Source organism: Lactobacillus juensis (assembly GCF_036246285.1).
Taxonomy (GTDB): Bacteria; Bacillota; Bacilli; order Lactobacillales; family Lactobacillaceae; genus Lactobacillus; species Lactobacillus juensis.
Window position 1 is genome coordinate 643,150 of record NZ_BTTS01000001.1, and the last position, 22,528, is coordinate 665,677.

Genomic DNA, 22,528 nt, shown 5'->3' on the forward strand with positions numbered 1-22,528 from the left:
AGGCTAATCATGAATAAAGTTATTCTGAAAGATTTTTGGCGATCAATTAAACATACTAAGGGACAATTTGTTTCTATCATGGGATTAATGATGATTGGTGCATTTGCTTTAGTTGGTTTAATGGTGACAGGACCTGACATGCGTGATACCGGCAATCACTACGCTCAAAAACTAAAAACAGCTGACCTCACTGTTATCTGTAATTATGGACTAGACCAAAAAGATAGCCAAAAAATAAAACAAACTAAAGGTTTGCAAACCGTTGAATTTGGCTACATGACAGATACAGTTGTCAAAAATAGTCAAGAAAGTTTTCGTATTTTTTCAAAACCAAAATCAGTAGGAAAATATGAATTGCGTAAAGGTCGTTTGCCAGTAAAAACAAATGAAATTGCTTTGGCAGACCATTATTCACATAAATATAAAATTGGCCAAAATATCAGTTTTACAGAGAAGAAGAATATTTTAGGAAGCACTCTGCTAAAACGAAAAAGCTTCAAAATCACAGGTTTCGTTCGGTCCAGTCAAATTTTATCAAATGTAAACTTAGGTCAAAGTAACAGTGGTACTGGAGAACTTAAAGGTTATGCAGTAGTCAGCCCTGATGCTTTTAATCATACGGTTTATACAGTGGCTAACCTAAGATACAAAGACTTGCGTGGTCTTGACTCTTATGGCAAAGTCTACACTAGTAAAGTTAAGCACCATAAAAAAGTTTTACAAGATAACTTAAAAAACACCGCACATCAAAGGCAGAAAAGAATAATGACTGCCGCTAACAAAAAAATTGCACCTCAAGAAAAGAAAATTCAACAAGCAGAGCAGAAATTACAGGCTGCAAGTGAGCAAATTAGTTCCGCAGAAAAACAACTAACCCTCCAAAAAAGTAAATTAAATGCGCAAATATCACAGACTGAAGCTGCAGGAGCTAATTTACCTCAAGCAGCAAGATTGCAACTACAACAGGCTCAGCAAGAAATTGCTGCAGGCGAGCAAAAATTAAAACAAGAAAAAAAGATCTTTGCTCGTAAATCTGCGAGAATCAATAATAAAATTAAAAGTGGCAAAGAAGAAATCAGAAAATCTAAAAAGCAATTGCGGAAATTGGCTCTGCCAAGCTATAGCGTATACAATAGGCGCGAGGTACCAGGCGGTGAAGGCAATTTAGTTTACACAACAGTTGCGCAAGTAGTCGAAGATTTAGCTAAAGTATTTCCTATTTTTCTTTATTTTGTTGCCGCTTTAGTTACCTTTACTACAATGAACCGCTTTATTGATGAAGAAAGAATCAATTCTGGTACAATGAAAGCCTTAGGCTATAATGATCAGGTCATAATTAATAAATTCATCGCTTATGGCTTTATTTCAGGTACAATCGGCACTATTTTGGGCGTTTATTTGGGACACACTTTGATGCCACAAATTGTTTATCATGCTTATTACAAGTCTCTGACCATCCCGCCCATTGAATTACACTTTCATTGGCAAATCAGTCTGATCGCTTTATTATTGTCCTGGATCAGCTCCGTTTTGCCTGCATACTTAACTGCTAAAAATGAATTTAGAGAAAAACCGGCCGCATTACTATTGCCTAAGCCTCCTGCAGCAGGCTCTAAAATCTTGCTGGAAAGAATTCCTTTTATTTGGAACCATCTCAGCTTTACTCATAAAGTTACTGCCCGTAATATTTTTCGTTATAAAAAGCGCATGCTGATGACTATTTTTGGTGTTTGTGGTGCTGCTACTATGCTCTTTGCCGGTTTTGCTGTAAAAAATTCGATTACTAATATGAATAACAGGCAATTTAATGATCTCATTCACTACAACATGATCGTTGCCCAGAAGCCTGATATTTCAAAGCATCAGCACAAAGCTTTAAATAGCAAATTAAAAGAAGACAGTATTAAGTCAGAAACACCAATTTATTATGAGTCAATGTCTAAAACTGCTGGTAAAACTGGTGATACACAAGATATTACCTTAATTGCTCCTTCTTCTAGCAAAGTACTGAAGAACTATGTTCATTTAAATAATCGTAAAACCAAGCAGACATTGCACTTATCAAACAACGGGGTTATTATTTCAGAACGATTGTCCACATTGCTCAAAGTGAACAAAGGTGACTATATATCTCTAATGGATAAAAATAATCAATCTAGGAAAATGAAGGTAGCTGGCATCACTGAAATGTACATGGGACATTTCATTTTCATGAACAAAACGCAATATCAGAAAATTTTTAACAAACGCTTCACGTCAAATGCATACCTTGTTAACTTAAAAAATTCCACTAGCAAAAACACGAGAAAAATTGCTGCAGAATTTATGGCTCTTAATGGTGTGGCAGGAGTGGTGCAAAACACTGCAGTTAGCCAAGAGCTGGACGTGGTGGTAAAATCTCTTAACTTGATCATGGTTGTTTTGATTGTAGTTGCCGGACTTTTAGCAATTGTAATTCAATATAATTTGACCAACATCAATATTGCCGAAAGAATTCGCGAACTCTCAACCATCAAAGTTTTAGGTTTCTACGATAATGAAGTAACGATGTATATTTATCGCGAAACTATTCTTTTAACAGGTATTGGCATTTTAGTCGGCTATCTTACAGGAGATTTGCTTTACCGCTATATTCTTTATGTGGTGCCACCTGACAATGTCATGTTTAATCCGGCATTATCTGTTTCAAGTTTTCTGTGGCCGTTAGGAGTTATCGGTATCATTACAATAGTTCTAGGATTTATTGTTAACAAAAAATTAAAAGACCTTGATATGCTTGAAGCTTTAAAATCAGTTGATTAAATAAATAGAACTGCTCTAATAAGAACAGTTCTATTTATTTCTGCAAAAATTAAAAACTAAATAAAAATATGTTATACTTTACTCATTAGATTTAATGCTCACAACAAGATCTTCAAATTAACGTGTATAAAGAACTTGATCATCCTTCCTTTTTAATTGATGAAGTTCCAACAAATTAATTTTGGAGATAAAATTGAATAATATTTTACAAGTTAAACATTTAATAGAAACATATAAAGATAAAAACCAAAAGTTTCAAGCTTTAGACGATGTTTCTTTTACAATTGATCAAGGAGAAATATTAGCTCTATTAGGACCTAATGGTGCGGGGAAAACTACCACTGTCTCAATTATAGGTGGCTATTTGCTCCCTACTTCTGGTCAGGTAATTTTAAACGGACAGGATATTACTACTGCTCGTAAAAGACCCAACATAGGCGTTTCTTTTGGTGGAGATCTAGGGTTTTACCGTAACGCCACAGCAAAGCAAAATTTACAATTTTTTGCGGATCTGGCCAAAGTACCCTTTCGTAAGCAAAAAAAAGAAATAAAGCGAGTTCTGTCTATTGTTGAGCTGGATAATGTCGCAAATAAAAAGGTAGGGAAATTTTCTAAAGGAATGACGCAGAGACTACATATCGCTCGTTCCTTGTTAAATAATCCAAGTTTATTACTTTTAGATGAACCTACTAGTGGTTTAGATGTTGAAATAGCGCAAAGCGTTCAGAAGACTATTAAAAAATTAGCAGATTCCGGCATTAGTATTTTATTAACAAGTCACACCATGTCAGAAGTTGAAAAGCTAGCTAAAAATGTAGTTATTCTAGGTGCAGGAAAAGTTTTTTTCACTGGCACCGTTTCTGCTGTTTTGGGTTTGGCTGAAAAAGAAATCAACCAAAAACCTAAAAATTTGGAAGAAGCTTATTTGGCAATAGCTCCTAAACTAAGGAGGAATTAGATATGCGTTTTATTCGTCTTTTCCTCTTTCATGTAAAAGATTATCTTTCCGATCAGTACTTTGTCTGGTTAACAATCACTAGTACTGTTTCCATTTTTTTGATGCAATATATTATGGCCTATGCTTCTCACGATTTGAATAATCCACAATTGTGGCTGCAAAGTGGTATTTTTGGCATGTGGACTTCGTGTACAACCGTTGCCGGTTGTATCGGTTTTGAACGTTACAAAGGAACGCTGCCATATTTGCTAAACAGTCAATATGACGAGCGAGCTTCTTTAATTACTTTACTTTTACCTGCTTCGAGCTATGGTTTATTTTCATTTCCTATTGCTTATATTCTTGCAAAAATTTTAGGAGTAACTACTGGTAAAATTTCTCTGTACCAGATTTTGCTAATTTTTCTACTGTGGATCGGATGCTCAGTAATGGGAATTTTAATTTCTTCATTTCTTACTCTTTCACCTAATGCAATGGTTTATGAGGGATTAATTGGCACCCCTATTTTGTTATTAGCGGGATTATTTGGCAATGAGACCATTTTGAATCCCTTAACCAAGTTTTCTCAGTGGTTTATTCCTATAACTGGACCAATTGCTTCTTTGTCCCATAATAAAAGTCTCAACTGGACTGCTTATTTTTGCAGTTTACTTCTTTGGCTTTTGTTAATTGTTATTATTGTGAGAAAAATTAACGACCTTGTCAGAAAGAAAGGAGCTCTGAAAATTATCTAATGTTTGCTACACAATTCTCTGGCCTTTCTTTTCTCAATAATTGGCGTACCAAACTAACTTATTTCTTTATCACGCCAATGATAAATCTGGCCCTGTTAGTATTAATCAATATGCAGTATTCTAATCAATTTAACTGGGATGTTGCGATCAGTTCAATTGCAATAGATGCTGCGGTACTTGCTCTTGAAACATTTTGTTCCGCTGTGATTAATGATGCAGACTTAAAAATTGACTTTGAATTAATTGCCAAAAGACCTTTTAGTATCATGTATTGGCTTTCTAAATGCATTGTTGCCATCATTATAGGTTGCATTTTAGCATTAATTAACCTATTTTTATTGTACTTAGCCGGCTCTCCCATAGTCATTATTGAACGAGCTTTGCTCATGCTACCGCTTTTATGTATTTATGGCTGCGTTTTAGGTTTTGTATCTTGGGCCATCTCATGGCAAATGAATGATCCTTACTTTTTGGAGAATATTTTTAGCAGTTTAGCCCAATTAGTATCAGGAGTCCTAGTTGTAATTTCAGCTTATCCTGAATGGTTAAAAGAAATTGCTTTATTATTTCCTTTTGCAGAACCTGTTACTTACATCAAAACTGGTAGCGCCAATTTGATGTACAGTGCATTAATTACATTTATTTGGCTCATTATTGGAATTTTAGCTTATATTAGCCAAATCAAGCCAGTTCTGGCTAAAGGTAAACACCATTATTAAAGCTTACACAGTAAAATAGCAGTCGCAAGATTTGCGACTGCTATTTTTATATCTATATTTTTGTTTTTCCTAACAAAACTGAACTGATTACAACCGATAATGAACTAAAGGCCATTGCTAATCCTGCTATTTCCGGACTAAGTGTGAGACCCACACCTGCAAAAACACCAGCGGCAACTGGAATACCCAGTACATTATAAATGAAAGCCCAAAACAGATTTAGCTTTATCCTATTAAAAGTCTTGCGACTAAGCTTCAAAGCGCGAACAACATCTTCCAGGTCATTTTTGATAAGCACGATACCACCCGCATCGATGGCAACATCCGTACCCGAACCCATGGCAATTCCAACATCTGCCTGGGTTAGAGCTGGCGCATCGTTGATCCCATCACCAACAAATGCGACATGGTGCTTCTCTTGTAATTTTTTAATAACTGCTGCTTTATCAACCGGCAAAACCTCAGCAATTACCTGATCGATATCCACCTGTTCTGCAATAGCCTGGGCTACTTGCTGATTATCTCCAGTTAACATGACAGTTTTCAAGCCCAAACGATGTAAGTCGTTTATCGCATTTTTGGCATTCACTTTAGGAGCATCCTGAATTGCAATTAGACCCAGCACTTGATTATCTTGAACAACAGACACTACTGTTTTTGCCTCATTTTGCAATGCCACTATTTGCTCTTCTAATTCTGGAGCAATTTTAATTTCTTCTTGTTTTTTGGGACTGCCGACCGCAACATTTGTACCAGAAATTTTACCAGTGACACCCCATCCCTCAATTACAGTAAAATTTTCTACCGTTTTTAACTGCAACTTTTCCTTCTTAGCCGCAGCTAATATAGCTGGAGCGAGAGGATGTTCAGATAATTTCTCTAAACTGGCAGCATATTGTAGGACATTTTCTTTATCTCCAACAATATCTGTTACTTGTGGTTGACCTTTTGTAATCGTTCCCGTTTTATCAAAAACTATAGTATCAATGCTGTTTGCAGCCTCTAAAATTTCTCCATTTTTAATTAGGATTCCCATTTTGGCACCACGACCAGTTCCAACCATTAATGCAGTTGGTGTTGCCAGCCCTAAAGCACAAGGACAGGCAATAACCATAACCGCAACGGCAAAAACTAACGCAGTTGCTATGCTTTTATCTAAAAAAATATACCAAACTAAAAATGTTACAATTGCAATAATCAAAACTGTGGGAACAAAAATATTTGCAACCTTATCAGTTAATTTTTGAATCGGTGCATGACTGTTCTGTGCCTTTTTAACAATCTCAATAATTTGCGCCAGCATAGTTTCATTACCAACTTTTTGGGCTTGCATTACAAATGATCCCGTTTGATTGATTGTAGCTCCTATTACCTGATCGCCTGTCACTTTTTTAACTGGCATACTTTCGCCAGTTACCATAGATTCATCAATGCTTGAATTGCCAGAAACAATTTTGCCATCAACTGGCACTTTTTGTCCAGGCATTACTTGTATGTAGTCGCCCTTCACAACTTCAGTGATAGGAATACTGACAAATTGATCATCGCGCTTTACTAAGGCATTTTTTGCACCTAAATTAAGCAATTTCCCCATAGCGTCAGAAGCAGTTGCCCGCATTTTTTCTTCTAAAACCTGCCCTAATAAGACGAAAGTAATAACAAAAGCAGCACTTTCAAAGAAAACAGGTCTTTTAGTAAACATCGCATAAATACTGTAGATATAAGTTATCGATGTTCCTAAAGCAACGAGGGTATCCATATTTGAATGGTGCTTTTTAAAGGCAGACCAGGCACTAGTAATAAATGGACCTGCTGAAATCAACATAATTATTGTTGTAAAAATAAGCATGGTCCATTCGCCACCTGGCAACATCCATCCAGTAAAAGGATGAATAATCATTTCCAGAAGCATTGGCAGTGATAATATTAGCGACGTCCAAAAACGTGTTGTAATTTTCATTGTTTTTCCTTAGCTATTTGACAATTACCTTACCATGAAACATGTTCATACTGCATTCCCATTGATATTCACCTGGTTTTGAAGTATCTATTTTAACCGTTTCTACTTTGCCTTCAGGTAATTTCTGATTTATTCCAAAATCTGAAAATACAACATGATCTAAACAATTGGAGGAGTCTGTTCTCTTAAAGTTTAAAGTAGCGGGTACTCCCCTTTTAAGAACAACTCTTTCTGGTGAATAACCACCTTTAACTTCAATATCAACACTCTGTTTGTTTGACTTCATAGTGGCTTTCTCCTCTTCTACTTGATGGCTACCAAAGAACCACCATGCAATAAAAGCTATTAGTGCAAGACCCAAAGCTAAGATAATAATTTTATTCATGATAATTCCTCCCCGATGAAGCTTATTATTAATGTCTACATTTGTAAACTAAGTTTAGTATAAATTATGTATCTACAAATGTAAACATAAATGCTCAAAAAAAACTTACTGATTTTTTTCAGTAAGTTTTACCTTATTAATCTGCATCTAATCGCTTTAACCAATGAGTCAGATCATTTTTGTCCACCATTATTTGCTTAAGTTCGGCCTTATTATCAGCGGCCAAAAACAGCATTAACTGTAGATACTTTGCCACAGAAAGTCCATAATTTTCCAGATTAGCCTTAGCTGCTTTTACTACTGTATCATTTAAACTAATTGTAAGAAGTTCGTCTTTCAAAGTCTATCCCATTTCCTATATTCTAAATATAAACTAACAGGATTATTTTAGAAAAACCTCTAATGCTATGCAAGTATTTAATTCAAAATCATAATTCTTTTTATCTACCTGCTCCATTATATTTCCTCAAGCCTAAATTCCATACCCAATGGTCTAAGAAAAGGAATAGTGAAGCTATCAAGAGTTGCAATAACATTATTTGCCATTGCCGTGGTCTTATTAAAATAATTGTTGCAGGACAAGCAATTAGTCCAAAAGGCAGGATGAAATTAAAAATAATATTACCCAGTCCCCTGTAAATACTTGCAGGGTAGCGACTCATTTGTATCATACTTAAAAACAAATCATTTCTGCCAAAATTTGTTGGAAACCAAAATGCCGAAATTGTCCATAAATACCAAAGAGAATAGTATAAAATGCAGCCAAAAACGCAAGAAAGCAAAAATAACAACACCTGGCCTATATTAACACTTATACCCTGACATGCATAAATAATTACAAATAGTCCCAGCACCGAATTAATTAATTGTGTAAATTCAATTGCACTAAAAAAGTAATATACCTTAGCGTTAATTGGTTTTAATAAAATTGAATCTAAGGTTCCTTCTCTAATGTCTTTTTCCATTTTAGGCATTGATTTGACCAAGAAAGCCATTAAGAAGCCGTCAAGCATAGTATAAACGCCAACCAACAACAGACATTCTTTGTAGGTCCAACCACCGATAGTATCAACATTTAGATAAATTACCTTAAAAAAAGCTATAGGAATGCCTAACCACAATATAGAAGAGATTATCCCAAACAATGTGTCTAACCTGAAACTAATAGTTTGCAATAAGGCAATTTTAATTAACGATTTGACTACTTTAAGTTTACTTTTCATAATCAACCCATTACATCAGAGTATCTCTGAAGCCCTTCTTTATTAACTATTTTTACTATTAAATAAAAAACTATCATCCATACAATTTCAATGATTGTGTTTTTAAGCCATATATTTAATGGTAACGCTTTAACAAGCGTATCAATTGGAAAAGAGCTGAAATACTGAAATGGCAGTAGTTTAATTATTTTTACCAAAAAAGGCGGCAAAATTTCTAAAGGAAAGTAAAAACCTGCCAGCAGATTGACTACAACTTCTTTTACCAGTAAAACAAAGAAAAGATTGTCAAACCAGTAAGCTACACTACCAATAATATAAGAAAAAAGAAACCATAATATGGCTGCCATAATTAAACTAAATGCAAATTCAAGTAACACGAGTAAAGAAATATGAATTAAATTACGCGCAACTATATAGATAAATCCAATAATTAAAATCGGAGCAAGCAAAATTAAATTTGCCAGTCTATCGCCCAGCATTTTAGCAAAATAATATTTTTCAATTGTAATTGGTCTATGTATGATATTAGACAATTCTCCTGAATGGATATCATCATTCAATTCCCAGTCAACTGCATACCATACAAAAGAATTAATAAAATTAACCCCAATATAATAAATTACCATTTGATTTTTGCTAAAACCACCAATAGTTTGACCATGATTCAATATTAATGACCACAAATAAAACATCACTAAACTTGGTACCAGTGCTTGCAGAAGCAAAATTATGACGCTGCTCTTATTGGCTAATATAGACTTCAATGAGATCTTGCTTACTGAGAAATAGGTTTTTATCATTTTTCTTTCTCCTCAGCAAATAGCTCTAAGATAATATCTTCAAGCTTCAGGTCATTTATTTGATAGTCGGAGCCTTGATTATCCCGTGCCAACTGAGCGATCTGGTCATCTACCTTTTCTACAGGAACTTTAATTGTCACGGTCAAATCATCCTGATCAATAATCTTGGCGCCCAATTTACTTTCGTTGAAGTTCTCCGATTTAATAAAAGTAATATATTTATTCTGATTAAACCTCTCTAATAAATCTGTTTTTGGTCCATCCCACATTATCTGACCGCTATTTACAATGATCAGGTGATCACAGATAGTTGCAATATCTTCCATATCATGAGAGGTAAGAAAGACAGTCAATTTTTCTTCCTGATTCAGCCTTAACAAAAACTTGCGTATATCCCTTTTTGCCAAAACGTCTAAGCCAATAGTCGGTTCATCTAAAAAGAGTATTTTTGGTCTGGTTGCTACGCCGGCCAGAAATTCTACTTTCATTCGTTCTCCCAGTGATAATTTGCGGGTTTGTACATCTAATTTTGAAGTTACATTTAATATCTGAGCCAGATCATTGACCGTTTTTTGAAAAATTTCTTCCGGTATATCGTACATTGACTGCAATAATTTCAAATAATCTCTAGGGGTTAAATCAGGAAAAAGTTGCGATCTATTTCCCATAACGACTGAGATTGACTTTTTGAAATCATTTATCCTTTTTGTAGGATCATAGCCATTTACCCTGCAAGTTCCAGCTGATGGAAACAAGGTTCCAGTAAGCATCTTAATGGTCGTGGTCTTACCTGCCCCGTTTTTGCCAATAAAGCCAACTTTTTCACCGTTCTTGATAGTAAAATTGAGCGATTTTACTGCTTGCACTGCCGTCTTTTCAGGCTTAAAAATATTTTTAACAACTGCACGCCAGTTTTCACCCCTGCTGCTAATAAAATAATCCTTAGAAAGATTATGAACTTCAATCGCATTTTCGTTCATTTTTGACCTCATTTAGTTATCTAGCCAGCACAAAAAAGCAATTTTTAAAAGGACAATCCTTTTTACAAAATTGCTTTAAGTTTTGAACACCTATCATCATACATTTAGAAACTGTCATTGGTTTAACCTTATTACTTATAGTTTTTAAATCAGCAACAATTAGATAAATTCTACCACATTTTTAGCAGTTTTTAAATATAATTTAATTTTTGGCACAAAATATATTTTCTATCTAGAAAATATCACCTTTTACTTGAGATGTATTCTTCTATTTGGGCAAGATAGTGTTCTTTTTCCTGCTGACTGATCCAAGAGGTTTTAAATGAGTTTTGTGCTATTCGGATCAGTTCTTTTTCACCCCAATCGCACTTTTGGGCAAATTTATAGTAAACATCATTAATATAATTACTACCCTTATAAGCTGGATCATCGGAATTAAAACTAATCAGTGCGCCGCTATTAAAAAGCTTATTAATGGCCTCTTGTTCCATAACTTTGCGGGTGTAAAAATAAGCCATGGGACATGCTGTAATACCAATTTTTTGGTCTATTAAAAATGCCATTAAATCCGCATTTTCAACTATATTTAAGCCATGATCCAAACGATCCACCGTAATAATTTCTAAAGCTTGTTTGATATGATCAACTGAATCAACTTGGTGTAGATCACAATGCATTGTTAAATAGTAACCTTGAGCTCGGGCCTTAGTAAAAACCAGCATAAACTTCAACGGTGGGTTATGATGTTCATCTGAATCAAGACCAATACCTAATATCCAGCCTTTTTTATGATATGGCTCAGCTTCTTTTAAAGTTTGCATTGCTGATTCTTGTGAATACTCTCTTAAAAAGCACATTATTAACTGTACATCAATGTCTAATGATGCTGCATCAACAATCGCTTCATGAATGCCCTCAATTACTGTAGCAAAAGGGATACCCCGACTAGTATGCGCTTGAGGATCAAAAAACAGTTCAAGGTGCTTAACATTGCTGTCAGCTTCTTTGCGCAAAAAAGCTGCAGTTAAATCATAGAAATCTTGTTTTGTCCGCAAGACCTGCATCCCTTTATAGTATGCCTTTAGAAATTCCGGCAATCCTACTCCATAATTCCTGTCAATATCCGCTGGAGTCTTAGCACCGATATCAATCTGGTTTCTCTTAGCGATGGCAAATTCCATTTCGGCTTCAAGTGTTCCTTCTATATGAACATGCAGTTCAGCCTTAGGCAATCCGTCAACAACCTTACGAGATAATTTTTGGATCATCTTTTTCTCCTTAACAAAATAATTTTAAATACGAACATTTTAAGTGAAGTCTAATTACCCTCTTTATCATTTAAGCTTTTATATAGCTATAAATCAATATTAAAAATCATAACATTTTTATTTATCACTTACAATATCTATTAATATTGTGATTTTGTTCGATTTTTACATTGAAATACTTCGCTAGTAATACTATAATTTTAACAATACGATCTATAATTTTATCTTGACCAAGATTAAAATCACTAGTAAAGTGTAATCAATTTAACTTTAATATTTTTGAAAAGGAGAGTGCATTAAATGTCAAATTGGACAACAAAATTTGTTAAAGAGGGCTTAACGTTTGACGATGTGTTATTGATTCCAGCGGAAAGCCATGTATTGCCAAATGAAGTGGATCTTCATACTCAATTAGCGCCTAATCTGAAACTCAATATTCCTATTATTAGTGCTGGAATGGATACCGTAACTGAAGGCGCAATGGCAATAGCAATCGCTCTGCAAGGTGGTTTAGGAGTGATCCATAAAAATATGTCCATCACTGCCCAAGCTGGCGAAGTTGCAAACGTCAAAAATGTTGTTGTTCCATCTAACATTACTAAAGCAGCTGTCGATGATGACAATCATCTGCTCGTCGCTGCTGCTATTGGCGTGACCAGTGATACTTTTGAGCGGGCTGAAGCACTTATTGAAAAAGGTGCAGATGCAATTGTAATTGATACTGCCCATGGTCACTCAGCTGGTGTTTTGCGTAAAATCAAAGAAATTAGGGATCATTTTCCTAATATTACGTTAATTGCCGGTAATGTTGCTACAGGCGATGCTACCAGAGCACTTTTTGATGCTGGTGTGGATATCGTAAAAGTGGGTATTGGCCCTGGGTCTATCTGCACAACCCGCGTAGTAGCTGGTGTTGGCGTACCGCAAATCACTGCAATTTATGATGCTGCTACTGCTGCCAGAGAATACCACAAACCAATAATTGCAGATGGTGGAATAAAGTATTCAGGTGATGTTGTTAAGGCGCTCGCAGCGGGTGGCAATGCTGTCATGCTTGGGAGCATGTTGTCAGGTACCACTGAAGCACCGGGAGAAATATTTGAAAGCGATGGTCAAAAATATAAGACCTATCGGGGTATGGGATCTGTCGGAGCAATGGCTCAAGCCCATGGATCCTCTGACAGATATTTCCAAGGTGGTGTCAATGAAGCTAATAAATTAGTTCCTGAAGGTGTTGAAGCACGCGTAGAATACAAAGGTGATGTTTCTGATATTATTTTCCAAATTATTGGTGGTTTGCGTTCAGGTATGGGCTATGTGGGTGCAGCCACTATTGATGAACTACGTGAGAATGCTCAATTTGTGAAGATTACCAATGCTGGTTTAAGAGAATCTCATCCACATGATGTCCAAATTACAAAAAAAGCACCTAACTACGAAAGATAAAAACTCAAATTAAAAATAGTTATTGCATGAAAGCAATAACTATTTTTTTAATCTATTTTTCAGATATGGCTTCATTCAGCTTCTGTAGTTTTTTTACCAATTCTTTCTTCGTATCGGCTCCTAAAATTTCGGCATAACTATTCTCAGAATTGACAAAATAATTAGTTATTTTTGGTCTTAGCTTGACAGCTTTCTCAGTTAGGATTATTGCCTTTAATCGTGTATCATGTTGATCAACTTTTTTGGTAATTAAGTCTTTTTTTTCCATTAAGCGTAATACATTAGTAGCAGTAGACTTCCTAATGTTAAATTCATGCTCAATATCCTTCTGATAAATTGACTTGTTTTGGGCAAATGAAGCCAAATATTCAATGATCAACATCTGTGTTCCAGTTAAGCCAATTTTTCTGGCGTAGTAATCAGCATTACGATTAAATGTATTTTGTACACGCTGTAAGGCTAATCCTAATCTGTTCATTAATCTTACTCTATTCCTTTGCTTTTACTGATTTTGTAGCTTGATAAAGTAAGTATACACCAACAAGAACAATAATAAGAATAAAAATAAAACCTACCTGAGCAGCTTCAATATATTTTCCAGTAGTGGAGCTTTGACCACTCATCTGTTCTACAAATTGCATAATAGCTGAAATAATTGCCGTGCCGACAGCTCCAGCAAATTGCTGTGCCATATTGAACAGCCCATTGCCATCTGTATTTTCTTTTTCATCTAGTTGACCAATGGAAGCAGTCATTGTGTCCCCCATTACCAGACCTATACCCATCATTGTAATAGCATAGAACAGAATAATTTTGCCAGATGATAGTGAGGAAGCAAATAAACAATAAAGAATGCCGCCTATTATTTCAAAAAAAGCACCCGTCATAATTGGCTTTCTGGGACCGTAATTGTCGAGCAATCTGCCACTAATTGGTGAGAGCACCGCTCCAACAAGTCCACCGGTTAAAAGCAGAAGACCTGCAGTCATTGCTGTAGAATGATTAACAATTTGAACATAATTAGGCAAGATAAACGACAATCCTAAAGTATTAACTTGAAAAATAAAATAAGCTGTTATGCCTTGAGTAAATTTAGTGTTTTTAAAAACTCTAATATTAATTAACGGAGTAGCGGTATTTAATGAATGCTTGATAAAAATAATTAAACAAATAACACCAACTGCCAGAGGCAAAATGAACATTAATGGTTTTTGTAATATGGTAGACAAATTGCTAAAAGCAAAAATAAAACCTATGAATGTTAAAGCAATACTCAGAAATCCTGCTGTATCGAGTTGAGTATGTGCAATTTTTTTGGATTCATCATTAATTGAAGCTATACCCATTAGTAGAGAAATAATCATCACAGGAATGATAAAAATAAATATGTAGCGCCAACCTAAAGTATTGACGACTAATCCGCCAAATGTTGGACCTAAAGCTGGAGCAACCGCCGTAATCATTGTTCCTATTCCCATAAGCAGTCCAATTTTATCTAATGGCGTCCGTTCCAAAATAATATTAAACATTAATGGAATAGCTATTCCTGCACCTGCTCCTTGGATGACACGACCAAGTACCAGAAAAATAAATTGATTTGCTACTGCATCAATTACTAAACCACAAATAAATAAGGTAGCGGCTGTCACAAAAAGTTTTCTTGAACTAAAATTTCTTTTTAAATATGCAGATAATGGCATAATAATAGAAGCAACTAACAAATAACCAGTTGTCATCCACTGTACGGTAGCCATATTAACATGAAAATCATTCATTAAAACGGGAAAAGTAACGTTTCCTGCTGTTTCAATTAGCACACCTGAAAAAGACATTAATCCGGCTGCGAAAATTGAACAAATTAATTTTGCATCTAATTTTCTTTGCATTCAAATTCCTCCTAAAATTTAGTTAGCAAGCTAACTAATTAACCATAGTAACTCACATTTTTTTGAAATGCAATAAATTTAAAGCAAAGAAAAACCCACCTTAAACTTCAAGGTGAGCAATTTTTTAAAATACTTATTTATCTGTGTCAATCACATATTTTTGCCAATAACGCCAAACGCTTTCGCTTGAAAAACGCTTGGCATTTTCATATGCACCATCGTTCAGTTTCCTGCGTATTTTAGGACTAGCAAAAAACTCAGTAATTTTGGCAGCTAAATCATCTATATGACCACTTGGTACGATAAAGCCACTCTTTCCGTCAGCGATTAAATCCTCTACTCCATAATTAATATTATATGAAGCTACTGGAACACCGTGAGATTGAGCTTCAAGTACAGAAAGGTTAAAGCCCTCATACCGGGAAGTAACAACAGCAAGCTGCGCATCATCATAAATATAATTCATATCTTTCGCATAACCCATAAAATGGACTACATCTTCCAAACCCAGGTCCTGCACTAATTTTTTTAACTTTTTTTCTTCCTTGAAATTATCAGCGCCATTTCCGTAACCATAAATGTCTAAAGTCAACGAGTCGTTATTTTGATAAGCCTGATTGAAAGCTTTGATGGCATCATCAATCCGTTTTTCATAAAATATTCTAGCCACTACTATTATTTTACCTTTTGTGCGCTCACTCATTGGTATATGTTCAGCATGTAGCTGCTCATCTGGCACTATTCCAACAGGAATAGCAACGATTGGTACTTGCGTCCTCAGCCTTTTACGCATGTCATCTGCTTGTTGTTTTGTAGGAGTAATTACTAAATCGGTTTTACTAAGTAGCTCATTATTAGAAATTGAGTTGTAGGTAAGAGGTGAAGTAGGATCCCAGTAATCTCTAAAATGAATACTGTGAAAATGCTCAATTTTTCTGGCAGGCGTCTTCATATTAATCATTGGTACATTAGTAATATTGCTACGATCCGAAATAAATGTTGATCTTTCATCCCCATCTTGCTCATTCAATTCATCGAGCATAATAGTAAAGGCCTGACCATTATTCATTAGTGAATGGACAATGCCATGAATATCGGTCATTTGAATGTTAGTAGCAGGATAGACATTTGGTTTTCTTTCATATGAAATTTCATAGTAAATGGTATTGTTCGGACGAAAGAACAATTCATAAATCAAATGACCGTCAACTGTATCATAAATTTGGGTCATACTCTTAAATCCACGTGTATCGTAAAATTCCTGCTTAATACAGTGGACATCAGCATTAAAATATTTTATTGTATCAATGCTGCCATTAGGCAACATATTAACGGTCATTGTTTTACGTTGACCTTCATAGACTTCATAACCATTGTCAATTTGTTTCACATTATTATCACTCGGAATCGGCAAATCTTTTATAGTTACAATACGACTAGTAAATTTTACTGTGCCGGCAAAAAAGTCGAACTTATTGACATAATCATCATCTGTCATGTTATACAAAGGTAAATTACGATGAGCAAACCGGTTATATTCTGATGTCACTATTTTTGCCTTAACGTGATTGCGTTTGAAAAGCATTAATCTTTTGACTTCTGCGTGCTCTATTCCCGAACTATTCGCATCTAATCTATTATCTAAAAAGTAATACATAAATTGTCCTTTATTCCTATATTCAAACTATCATAGTCAATTTTAGCATATATTTTTTAAATATAAATAATGGATTTAAATGCAAAAAAGCATTAACCGATCAATATTCGGCTAATACTTTAGTTGAATTATAAATTAATTACTGCTGCTTTTTAGTTAATTTTAAAATTAAAGGCCAGATAATTGCAGCAATTATCCCCAAGGCTAACCCGGACCACAAAATCGGAGAGGTAGTTAATGAAATTCCACTAACAACATTGTTCTGTAGCCATTGAACTAATTGGTTTGCTAAAAACTGTAGTGCTCCAAATGATCCTATGGCCGCAACCAATAAAATAATTGAAGCCCAATATTTACCAAATAACATCAACAAAGCAGCTAGAATAAAAACTAATATTGTTGCAAAGAGGCAATAATGAAAAATACTAATAGTTTGGTTAACTTTATCCTTGTTTTCATTCAAGCCATTGTTAATCTTATTTAACAGCAGGTTGCTTACAGCTTTTTGTACTTCATTATTTTCTGGGAAAGACAAATTCTTAGCAGATACTTCTCCATTTTCTTGATAAGTAACACCGAGATTATATAGACTAACATAAGACATATCCTTATGATATTTTTTGGGTAATTGCTCTAAAATTTTATCTTCTACACCAAAATCCTTAGCCAGTTTCAAGGTACCCTTTAGTCTTGAATCACCAGTATCATTTACACTTTTTTTAATTACTTTCTGTGCCATGCTACGAACATTTTGCACATTAATAGTTATTGGAGATTCCAGTAACAGAAAGCCAGAAATACAAACCACTGCAGTAAAAATCACTCGGAATAGAATACTAGCAAATTTTTTCATTAAATCAACCTCCACATTAATATTAACTATTTAATCTAGCAGTCATGTTGACCCGAAGCTAAACAGTTACAATTAACCATTTCAGGAGCACTTTCTTTTTTATAAGCAAGTTCTTTTTCTATTTTAGCAATGTCACCCTGAGCAAGAGGCATATCTTTAAGAATAGCTATCATTACCTGACCTTTATGCATATCACACATATGGCTCATCACTTCTTTTGTGACCTCAATCATCATTTCAATCTGAGTAACAGTAGCTGAATAAACAAAACGGCGGCCATCTTTACGGGTTTTTAACAGACCCTTTTTGACCAAACGTCCCATCAAAGTTTTGATAGTAGATTCAGACCAGTTCTTTTTTGCCTGAAGCTGTTGAATCACTTCACCAGTGTGAATTTCTCCTAAAGTCCACACTATTCTCATAACTTCCCACTCAGCTTCGGAAATATTATGTTCTCTATTTTTTTCTACCATAATAATCAACTCAACTTTATTTTACTACAGAACAAACTTTTTTATTGCTTTGGCAATTCCATCATGGTCATTATCTTCTGTTACGTAATCGGCATAATCTTTTATCTCTTCGATTGCGTTACCCATGGCTATTTTCATAAAGTCGGGATTCGTAAACATTGAAACATCATTGCCTTGATCGCCAAACACCATAACTTGACTTGGCTTAATTTTCAATCTGTCAGCCAGCTGTAAAACAGCATTTCCCTTGGAAGCATCTTTAATGTTGATTTCAACAATTGACGAAAAACTGCGAACAATATCATATTTTGCAAAAGCCCACTGAGGAATATTATTCCATAGTTTATCAACTTCTCGCTCATCATCAAGGACGCTAAGACCCACTTTATTAAAAGCAAAATCTTGTGTTATTTCTTCAGCTTTACGTACTTTAAGCACATTATTAGTAAAAGTTGCATTTCGTGCCAGGTTAACTCCTATATCACGATCACATGTCCAATAGCATTCTGGGGTTTCAAAATGAAGGTTAACCTGAGCTAATCTTTGTAATTTCCTCATGTTAGTAAAATCGCGATAGTTCATTTCTTCATTCATTAAGATATTGCCCGCCAAATCTTGGATCACAGCGCCATTGAAAACAATGTCATATTGCCTTTTACCCTGCAAACCCAACTGTTTATTAAATTCAATTGTACCAGACAATGGTCGACCTGTAGCCAGAACCACTTTTATACCCTGACTATCTGCTTGTTTAAGAACTCTTTCAGTTTCCGGTAAAATCTGCTTTGTAGTTGTCAACAAAGTGCCATCTAAGTCAACCGCAATCAACTTTATTGCCAAAATAATATCCTCCTACACTTTTTCACTATTTTCTTTATTATACAAAAGTGTCCGGGAAAAAAGTAGGTCATTGTCCATACTAAAAAAGTAGACAAGTCTCAATTTGATATAACTATCAAATTTGAGGGTCATATCATTTTGAGTGGTTTGCCTACTCTTTTATTTGTCAAGGATTATTTAATAATGTAATTTAATTTTCGAAGGTAATTTTTTAACCCTTCTTTTCTGCCAATATCTTTTCCAAAAAAGGCCAAAATATTATTCTACCGTTACGCTTTTAGCTAAATTTCGTGGTTTGTCCACATCCAACCCCTTATCTTTTGCTGCAAAATAAGCAAATAATTGTGCTGTTACCACACTAACAAGTGGCGACAGATAATAATTAACTTCAGGTAAAACAATATCGTCACTAGCTTTAGCTAATGATTTACGCGCAATAGTAATAACTGTTGCTCCACGAGCAATCACTTCCTGAATATTACCCCGCATCAAATCCGCTGTGACAGGATCATTAATCAATGCAATTACTGGCGTGCCTTTTTCAATCAATGAAATTGTTCCGTGTTTTAGTTCTGCTGCCGCAAAACCTTCAGTTTGGATATAAGAAACTTCTTTAAGCTTTAACGCCGCCTCTAAAGCAACTGGATAATCAATCCCCCTGCCAATATAAAAGGCATTACGACTTGGTATAATATCCTTTTGAGCGAGCTGCTCAATTTTTTCCTGGCTGGAAATTACTTGTTCAATTCCTTCAGCAGCCAAAGCAAAATTCTCTTTTAATTCAAACGCTACGGCGTCTTTAATACCTAAATTTTCTCCTAATGCCTTGGCAACTATAGCTTGAACGGCAACCTGGGCAGTATAAGCCTTAGTTGAAGCTACAGCAATCTCCGGACCTGCTTCGAGTGACATAGCATAATTAGCTTCGCGCGCCAGAGTCGAATTAGGCACATTTGTCAAAGTCAGACTGGGAATGCCACGTTTAATCGCCTGTTGCAAGACAACGCGTGAATCAGCAGTTTCACCTGATTGCGATAAGAAAATAAAGAATGGGTGTTTTGACATCATTGGAAAATGATAGCCCGCTTCTGAAGCAAAACCTACTTCAGTTGGAATCTTAGTCAGCTTTTCAAAAAGTTGTTTACCAATTAACCCCGCATGGTAACTTGTACCGGCAGCAAAGATATATAATCTATCTGCCTTTGATAAAGCATTAATAATTTTAGCATCTACTTTTGGGTCACCATTTTGATCAAGATAATATTGATCTAAGTGCCGTAAAACACTTGGCTGCTCACATATTTCTTTAAGCATGTAAAATTCATAAGTGCCTTTAGAAGCGGCATTTTCGTCAATATTTAACTCATAAGGTTGATGCTCAACTTTTTGACCAGTAATAGTTTCAAGCTGATAATCGTTTTTAGTAATATCTCCAACTTCACCATCTCGTAAATCAACGAAAGTTTTGGTTTGATCCAATACTGATAATGCGTCAGATGCGATTACATTAAAACCGTTACCAAGTCCCAACATCAAAGGAGATTTATTTTTAGCAATAAAAATATGGTCTGGATTTTGATTGTCTATTAATAAAAGGGCATATGATCCCTTTATTACTTGTAGGGCCTGTTTTAAAGCAGTAAAAGCATCTTCATTCTTTTCACGAGCAAATTTGCTAATTAATTGAACAATCACTTCAGTGTCTGTGTCAGATTTAAAGGAAACATCTTTGAGATATTGCTTTTTTATGTCCTGGTAATTTTCAATTACACCATTATGAACTAAATAAAAGCGTTCGGTTTCATCAAATTGGGGATGAGCGTTAGCTTCAGTGGGCTTACCATGTGTTGCCCAACGAGTGTGGCCAATTCCAACCATGCCCTGCTCTTGTGGGGTCATCTTGTTCTTCAAGTCCTCAATACGGCCAGCAGTTTTAGTTAAATATTCTTTTCCTGCCAAATCATTGAGATAAATTCCTGCAGAATCATATCCGCGATATTCAAGCTTTGACAAGCCATTTAAAACAATTTCTCTAGCAGATTTTCCAACAATGCCAACAATTCCACACATATATTTCTCCTTTGGTCTAGTAAAATTTTTTTTATTTGGGCTAATCAATTAATCCAACTTACGTATGGAATATTAGCCTTTTTAACAAAATTGGTCAAGCCTTATTTTTATAATTGGTCTATACTATAACGTGAAACTACTATCGCTAGTACAAAAAAAGGCAAAAATAAATGATAAAAGCTACAAATTGAGAACAGTTAAATAGGTATAATTTTGAATAAATATAAGCTATCGTATAAAAAATAATAATATTTAAGTATTATGCAAAAGGAAGAGGTCTTCTTCCTACTTTTGATGCTTTAGGTGAAATTGTTAGCCTTAATAGACAATTAACCAGATAGCTATTAGAATTTAAGGATAAAGGAGTAATTACAATGAAAATTAACAAAAAATTGTTTATTAGCTTATTAGCTGGAATATTGACAATAGCATCAATAGCAGTTACTACAACTAATATTGCTCAAGCTCAAACTACTACATCAAATGTAAATTCTGAGCAAGGCAAGCTAACCTTGAATCATAAGACTCGTGTTTATAACAAAAAGGGTAAGAAAAAGTATTCTTATCTTAAAACGAATGGGCTGCTAAAAAAGGGTGCTTTAGTAAGATATGTTGGCAAAATTAAAGCCCTATCTGTTCCAGATACCAAGCGTTATTCCTTTAATGACAAAGATATGAACTGGTATTATCTACCATATAAAACAATTAAAGGTAAACAATACTACAACATCGGTCATGGCGGTTATATTAAAGCTATAAATGTTGATAGTATAAATGGAAATAAGTTATTTACTAATTATGCTACTGTTACAATAGCATCATCGCCATTTTCTTCTGATAAAGATTTTACAAAAGCAAATCTTGTTAATAATAAAGGTGAATTTACCAATAAATATGTCAAAAAGGGTACGAAACTAGTGGTTGATCGTCGCAGTAATAGAGAAGAACTAGCAGGGACGACTAAAATTGATATGCTTGATAATAGAGTTCTAGAAGTATTCCGCATAAAAAACAATAAAAAATTGTTTGTTTTAAGAGACGACCTTAAAACGCAGCCTCGTCAGCAACTAATACCGTATACTAATATCATGCATGTAAGATTTGTGAATGACGCATATCTTTATAATATAAAAGGAGAATTTGCGGACGATTCATGGTTTAGTTCAGGTGATACGGTTTCGGTTACAGGATTAAGATATATATGGGTTCCAGCAGATAAAAAAGCAGAACTATTTTATGAAGTTTTAGATTCACCTTCATCGATGTCAAACTGTAATTTTGTGAAAGCTTCGACTGCTAAATATACTTTTGGCAATCATTTAAAGCCAATAAATACAGCAGCTGATGTCACGCCAGCCAACATAGAAAAAGAGTAAAAAGATAAAATAAGACCCTCAAATTTGCCATAAATTTGAGGGTCTTATTACTATTACTGTTTAACTGCTTTCTAACTCAAAGACACAGTAAGTTTAAT

At 34.8% G+C, this 22,528-nt stretch carries 20 protein-coding genes; 6 read left to right on the forward strand and 14 right to left on the reverse strand.

Features of this window, described 5'->3' with window-relative positions; genetic code table 11:
* Nucleotides 1–9: 9 nt before the first annotated feature.
* The 4 genes from AAA926_RS03030 to AAA926_RS03045 all read left to right on the forward strand — a co-directional run bounded on the left by AAA926_RS03030 (nucleotide 10) and on the right by AAA926_RS03045 (nucleotide 5,213).
* On the forward strand, nucleotides 10–2,802 hold the full coding sequence (locus AAA926_RS03030; protein WP_338211829.1) for an ABC transporter permease: 2,793 nt from the start codon (nucleotides 10–12) through the stop codon (nucleotides 2,800–2,802).
* Nucleotides 2,803–2,995: 193 nt separating this feature from the next.
* The gene (locus tag AAA926_RS03035) at nucleotides 2,996–3,760 is read left to right on the forward strand and encodes an ABC transporter ATP-binding protein (RefSeq protein ID WP_338211830.1); all 765 of its coding nucleotides are present in this window, start codon (nucleotides 2,996–2,998) and stop codon (nucleotides 3,758–3,760) included.
* Between the two features lie 2 nt (nucleotides 3,761–3,762).
* Nucleotides 3,763–4,494: a multidrug ABC transporter permease gene (locus tag AAA926_RS03040; RefSeq protein ID WP_338211831.1), complete on the forward strand. Its 732-nt coding sequence runs from the start codon at nucleotides 3,763–3,765 to the stop codon at nucleotides 4,492–4,494.
* On the forward strand, nucleotides 4,494–5,213 hold the full coding sequence (locus AAA926_RS03045; RefSeq protein ID WP_338211832.1) for an antibiotic transporter permease: 720 nt from the start codon (nucleotides 4,494–4,496) through the stop codon (nucleotides 5,211–5,213). Before AAA926_RS03040 ends, AAA926_RS03045 begins: the two co-directional genes overlap by 1 nt.
* A 52-nt stretch (nucleotides 5,214–5,265) precedes the next feature.
* Here the strand turns inward: AAA926_RS03045 and AAA926_RS03050 are convergent, their stop codons facing one another.
* The 7 genes from AAA926_RS03050 to add all read right to left on the reverse strand — a co-directional run bounded on the left by AAA926_RS03050 (nucleotide 5,266) and on the right by add (nucleotide 11,829).
* Complete coding sequence (locus AAA926_RS03050) at nucleotides 5,266–7,173, reverse strand: copper-translocating P-type ATPase (protein WP_338211833.1); 1,908 nt, start codon at nucleotides 7,171–7,173, stop codon at nucleotides 5,266–5,268.
* A 13-nt stretch (nucleotides 7,174–7,186) separates the two neighbouring features.
* Nucleotides 7,187–7,558, reverse strand: coding sequence for a cupredoxin domain-containing protein (locus AAA926_RS03055; RefSeq protein ID WP_187154408.1), 372 nt, complete (start codon nucleotides 7,556–7,558; stop codon nucleotides 7,187–7,189).
* Nucleotides 7,559–7,694: 136 nt separating this feature from the next.
* Entirely contained in the window at nucleotides 7,695–7,898 is a 204-nt protein-coding gene (locus AAA926_RS03060) for a hypothetical protein (RefSeq protein WP_223897011.1), read from the reverse strand.
* Nucleotides 7,899–7,998: 100 nt separating this feature from the next.
* Entirely contained in the window at nucleotides 7,999–8,781 is a 783-nt protein-coding gene (locus tag AAA926_RS03065) for an ABC transporter permease (protein WP_338211834.1), read from the reverse strand.
* A 2-nt stretch (nucleotides 8,782–8,783) separates the two neighbouring features.
* Nucleotides 8,784–9,581, reverse strand: a complete 798-nt coding sequence (locus tag AAA926_RS03070; RefSeq protein WP_338211835.1) for an ABC transporter permease — start codon at nucleotides 9,579–9,581, stop codon at nucleotides 8,784–8,786.
* Complete coding sequence (locus AAA926_RS03075; RefSeq protein ID WP_198213739.1) at nucleotides 9,578–10,561, reverse strand: ABC transporter ATP-binding protein; 984 nt, start codon at nucleotides 10,559–10,561, stop codon at nucleotides 9,578–9,580. The genes AAA926_RS03070 and AAA926_RS03075 overlap by 4 nt, the downstream gene beginning before the upstream one ends.
* A 242-nt stretch (nucleotides 10,562–10,803) precedes the next feature.
* Nucleotides 10,804–11,829 (reverse strand): adenosine deaminase, encoded by a 1,026-nt coding sequence (gene add, locus AAA926_RS03080; protein ID WP_338211836.1) that lies wholly within the window; start codon nucleotides 11,827–11,829, stop codon nucleotides 10,804–10,806.
* A 300-nt stretch (nucleotides 11,830–12,129) separates the two neighbouring features.
* Here add and guaB point away from each other — a divergent pair, with 300 nt between their 5' ends.
* Nucleotides 12,130–13,275: an IMP dehydrogenase gene (gene guaB / locus AAA926_RS03085; RefSeq protein WP_338211837.1), complete on the forward strand. Its 1,146-nt coding sequence runs from the start codon at nucleotides 12,130–12,132 to the stop codon at nucleotides 13,273–13,275.
* 52 nt (nucleotides 13,276–13,327) lie between these two features.
* Here the strand turns inward: guaB and AAA926_RS03090 are convergent, their stop codons facing one another.
* The 7 genes from AAA926_RS03090 to glmS form a co-directional block, all read right to left on the reverse strand.
* Entirely contained in the window at nucleotides 13,328–13,753 is a 426-nt protein-coding gene (locus AAA926_RS03090; protein ID WP_338211838.1) for a MarR family winged helix-turn-helix transcriptional regulator, read from the reverse strand.
* Between the two features lie 10 nt (nucleotides 13,754–13,763).
* A complete protein-coding gene (locus AAA926_RS03095) occupies nucleotides 13,764–15,161 on the reverse strand; it encodes a DHA2 family efflux MFS transporter permease subunit (protein WP_338206593.1) in 1,398 nt (465 codons plus the stop codon).
* A 133-nt stretch (nucleotides 15,162–15,294) separates the two neighbouring features.
* A complete protein-coding gene (locus AAA926_RS03100; protein ID WP_338206594.1) occupies nucleotides 15,295–16,818 on the reverse strand; it encodes a glycosyltransferase in 1,524 nt (507 codons plus the stop codon).
* A gap of 139 nt (nucleotides 16,819–16,957) precedes the next feature.
* Nucleotides 16,958–17,671 carry a hypothetical protein gene (locus AAA926_RS03105; protein WP_338211839.1) on the reverse strand — a complete coding sequence of 238 codons (714 nt, stop codon included), beginning with the start codon at nucleotides 17,669–17,671 and terminating at the stop codon, nucleotides 16,958–16,960.
* A 35-nt stretch (nucleotides 17,672–17,706) separates the two neighbouring features.
* Entirely contained in the window at nucleotides 17,707–18,144 is a 438-nt protein-coding gene (locus AAA926_RS03110) for a CopY/TcrY family copper transport repressor (RefSeq protein WP_198179545.1), read from the reverse strand.
* Between the two features lie 24 nt (nucleotides 18,145–18,168).
* Nucleotides 18,169–18,984 carry a Cof-type HAD-IIB family hydrolase gene (locus tag AAA926_RS03115; RefSeq protein WP_198179548.1) on the reverse strand — a complete coding sequence of 272 codons (816 nt, stop codon included), beginning with the start codon at nucleotides 18,982–18,984 and terminating at the stop codon, nucleotides 18,169–18,171.
* A gap of 258 nt (nucleotides 18,985–19,242) precedes the next feature.
* On the reverse strand, nucleotides 19,243–21,054 hold the full coding sequence (glmS, locus tag AAA926_RS03120) for a glutamine--fructose-6-phosphate transaminase (isomerizing) (RefSeq protein WP_338211840.1): 1,812 nt from the start codon (nucleotides 21,052–21,054) through the stop codon (nucleotides 19,243–19,245).
* Nucleotides 21,055–21,428: 374 nt separating this feature from the next.
* Between glmS and AAA926_RS03125 the strand changes: the two genes are divergently transcribed.
* Nucleotides 21,429–22,430, forward strand: coding sequence for an SLAP domain-containing protein (locus AAA926_RS03125; RefSeq protein ID WP_338211841.1), 1,002 nt, complete (start codon nucleotides 21,429–21,431; stop codon nucleotides 22,428–22,430).
* The last annotated feature ends 98 nt before the right edge of the window (nucleotides 22,431–22,528 follow it).

Excerpts from the sequence above, each read along its gene's own strand:
- AAA926_RS03030 (WP_338211829.1), top strand. The coding sequence starts at position 10 with ATGAATAAAGTTATTCTGAAAGATTTTTGGCGATCAATTAAACATACT.
- AAA926_RS03040 (WP_338211831.1), top strand. The coding sequence starts at position 3,763 with ATGCGTTTTATTCGTCTTTTCCTCTTTCATGTAAAAGATTATCTTTCC.
- AAA926_RS03045 (WP_338211832.1), top strand. The coding sequence starts at position 4,494 with ATGTTTGCTACACAATTCTCTGGCCTTTCTTTTCTCAATAATTGGCGT.
- AAA926_RS03050 (WP_338211833.1), bottom strand. The coding sequence starts at position 7,173 with ATGAAAATTACAACACGTTTTTGGACGTCGCTAATATTATCACTGCCA.
- AAA926_RS03055 (WP_187154408.1), bottom strand. The coding sequence starts at position 7,558 with ATGAATAAAATTATTATCTTAGCTTTGGGTCTTGCACTAATAGCTTTT.
- AAA926_RS03065 (WP_338211834.1), bottom strand. The coding sequence starts at position 8,781 with ATGAAAAGTAAACTTAAAGTAGTCAAATCGTTAATTAAAATTGCCTTA.
- AAA926_RS03070 (WP_338211835.1), bottom strand. The coding sequence starts at position 9,581 with ATGATAAAAACCTATTTCTCAGTAAGCAAGATCTCATTGAAGTCTATA.
- AAA926_RS03075 (WP_198213739.1), bottom strand. The coding sequence starts at position 10,561 with ATGAACGAAAATGCGATTGAAGTTCATAATCTTTCTAAGGATTATTTT.
- add (WP_338211836.1), bottom strand. The coding sequence starts at position 11,829 with ATGATCCAAAAATTATCTCGTAAGGTTGTTGACGGATTGCCTAAGGCT.
- guaB (WP_338211837.1), top strand. The coding sequence starts at position 12,130 with ATGTCAAATTGGACAACAAAATTTGTTAAAGAGGGCTTAACGTTTGAC.
- AAA926_RS03090 (WP_338211838.1), bottom strand. The coding sequence starts at position 13,753 with ATGAACAGATTAGGATTAGCCTTACAGCGTGTACAAAATACATTTAAT.
- AAA926_RS03095 (WP_338206593.1), bottom strand. The coding sequence starts at position 15,161 with ATGCAAAGAAAATTAGATGCAAAATTAATTTGTTCAATTTTCGCAGCC.
- AAA926_RS03100 (WP_338206594.1), bottom strand. The coding sequence starts at position 16,818 with ATGTATTACTTTTTAGATAATAGATTAGATGCGAATAGTTCGGGAATA.
- AAA926_RS03105 (WP_338211839.1), bottom strand. The coding sequence starts at position 17,671 with ATGAAAAAATTTGCTAGTATTCTATTCCGAGTGATTTTTACTGCAGTG.
- AAA926_RS03110 (WP_198179545.1), bottom strand. The coding sequence starts at position 18,144 with ATGGTAGAAAAAAATAGAGAACATAATATTTCCGAAGCTGAGTGGGAA.
- glmS (WP_338211840.1), bottom strand. The coding sequence starts at position 21,054 with ATGTGTGGAATTGTTGGCATTGTTGGAAAATCTGCTAGAGAAATTGTT.
- AAA926_RS03125 (WP_338211841.1), top strand. The coding sequence starts at position 21,429 with ATGAAAATTAACAAAAAATTGTTTATTAGCTTATTAGCTGGAATATTG.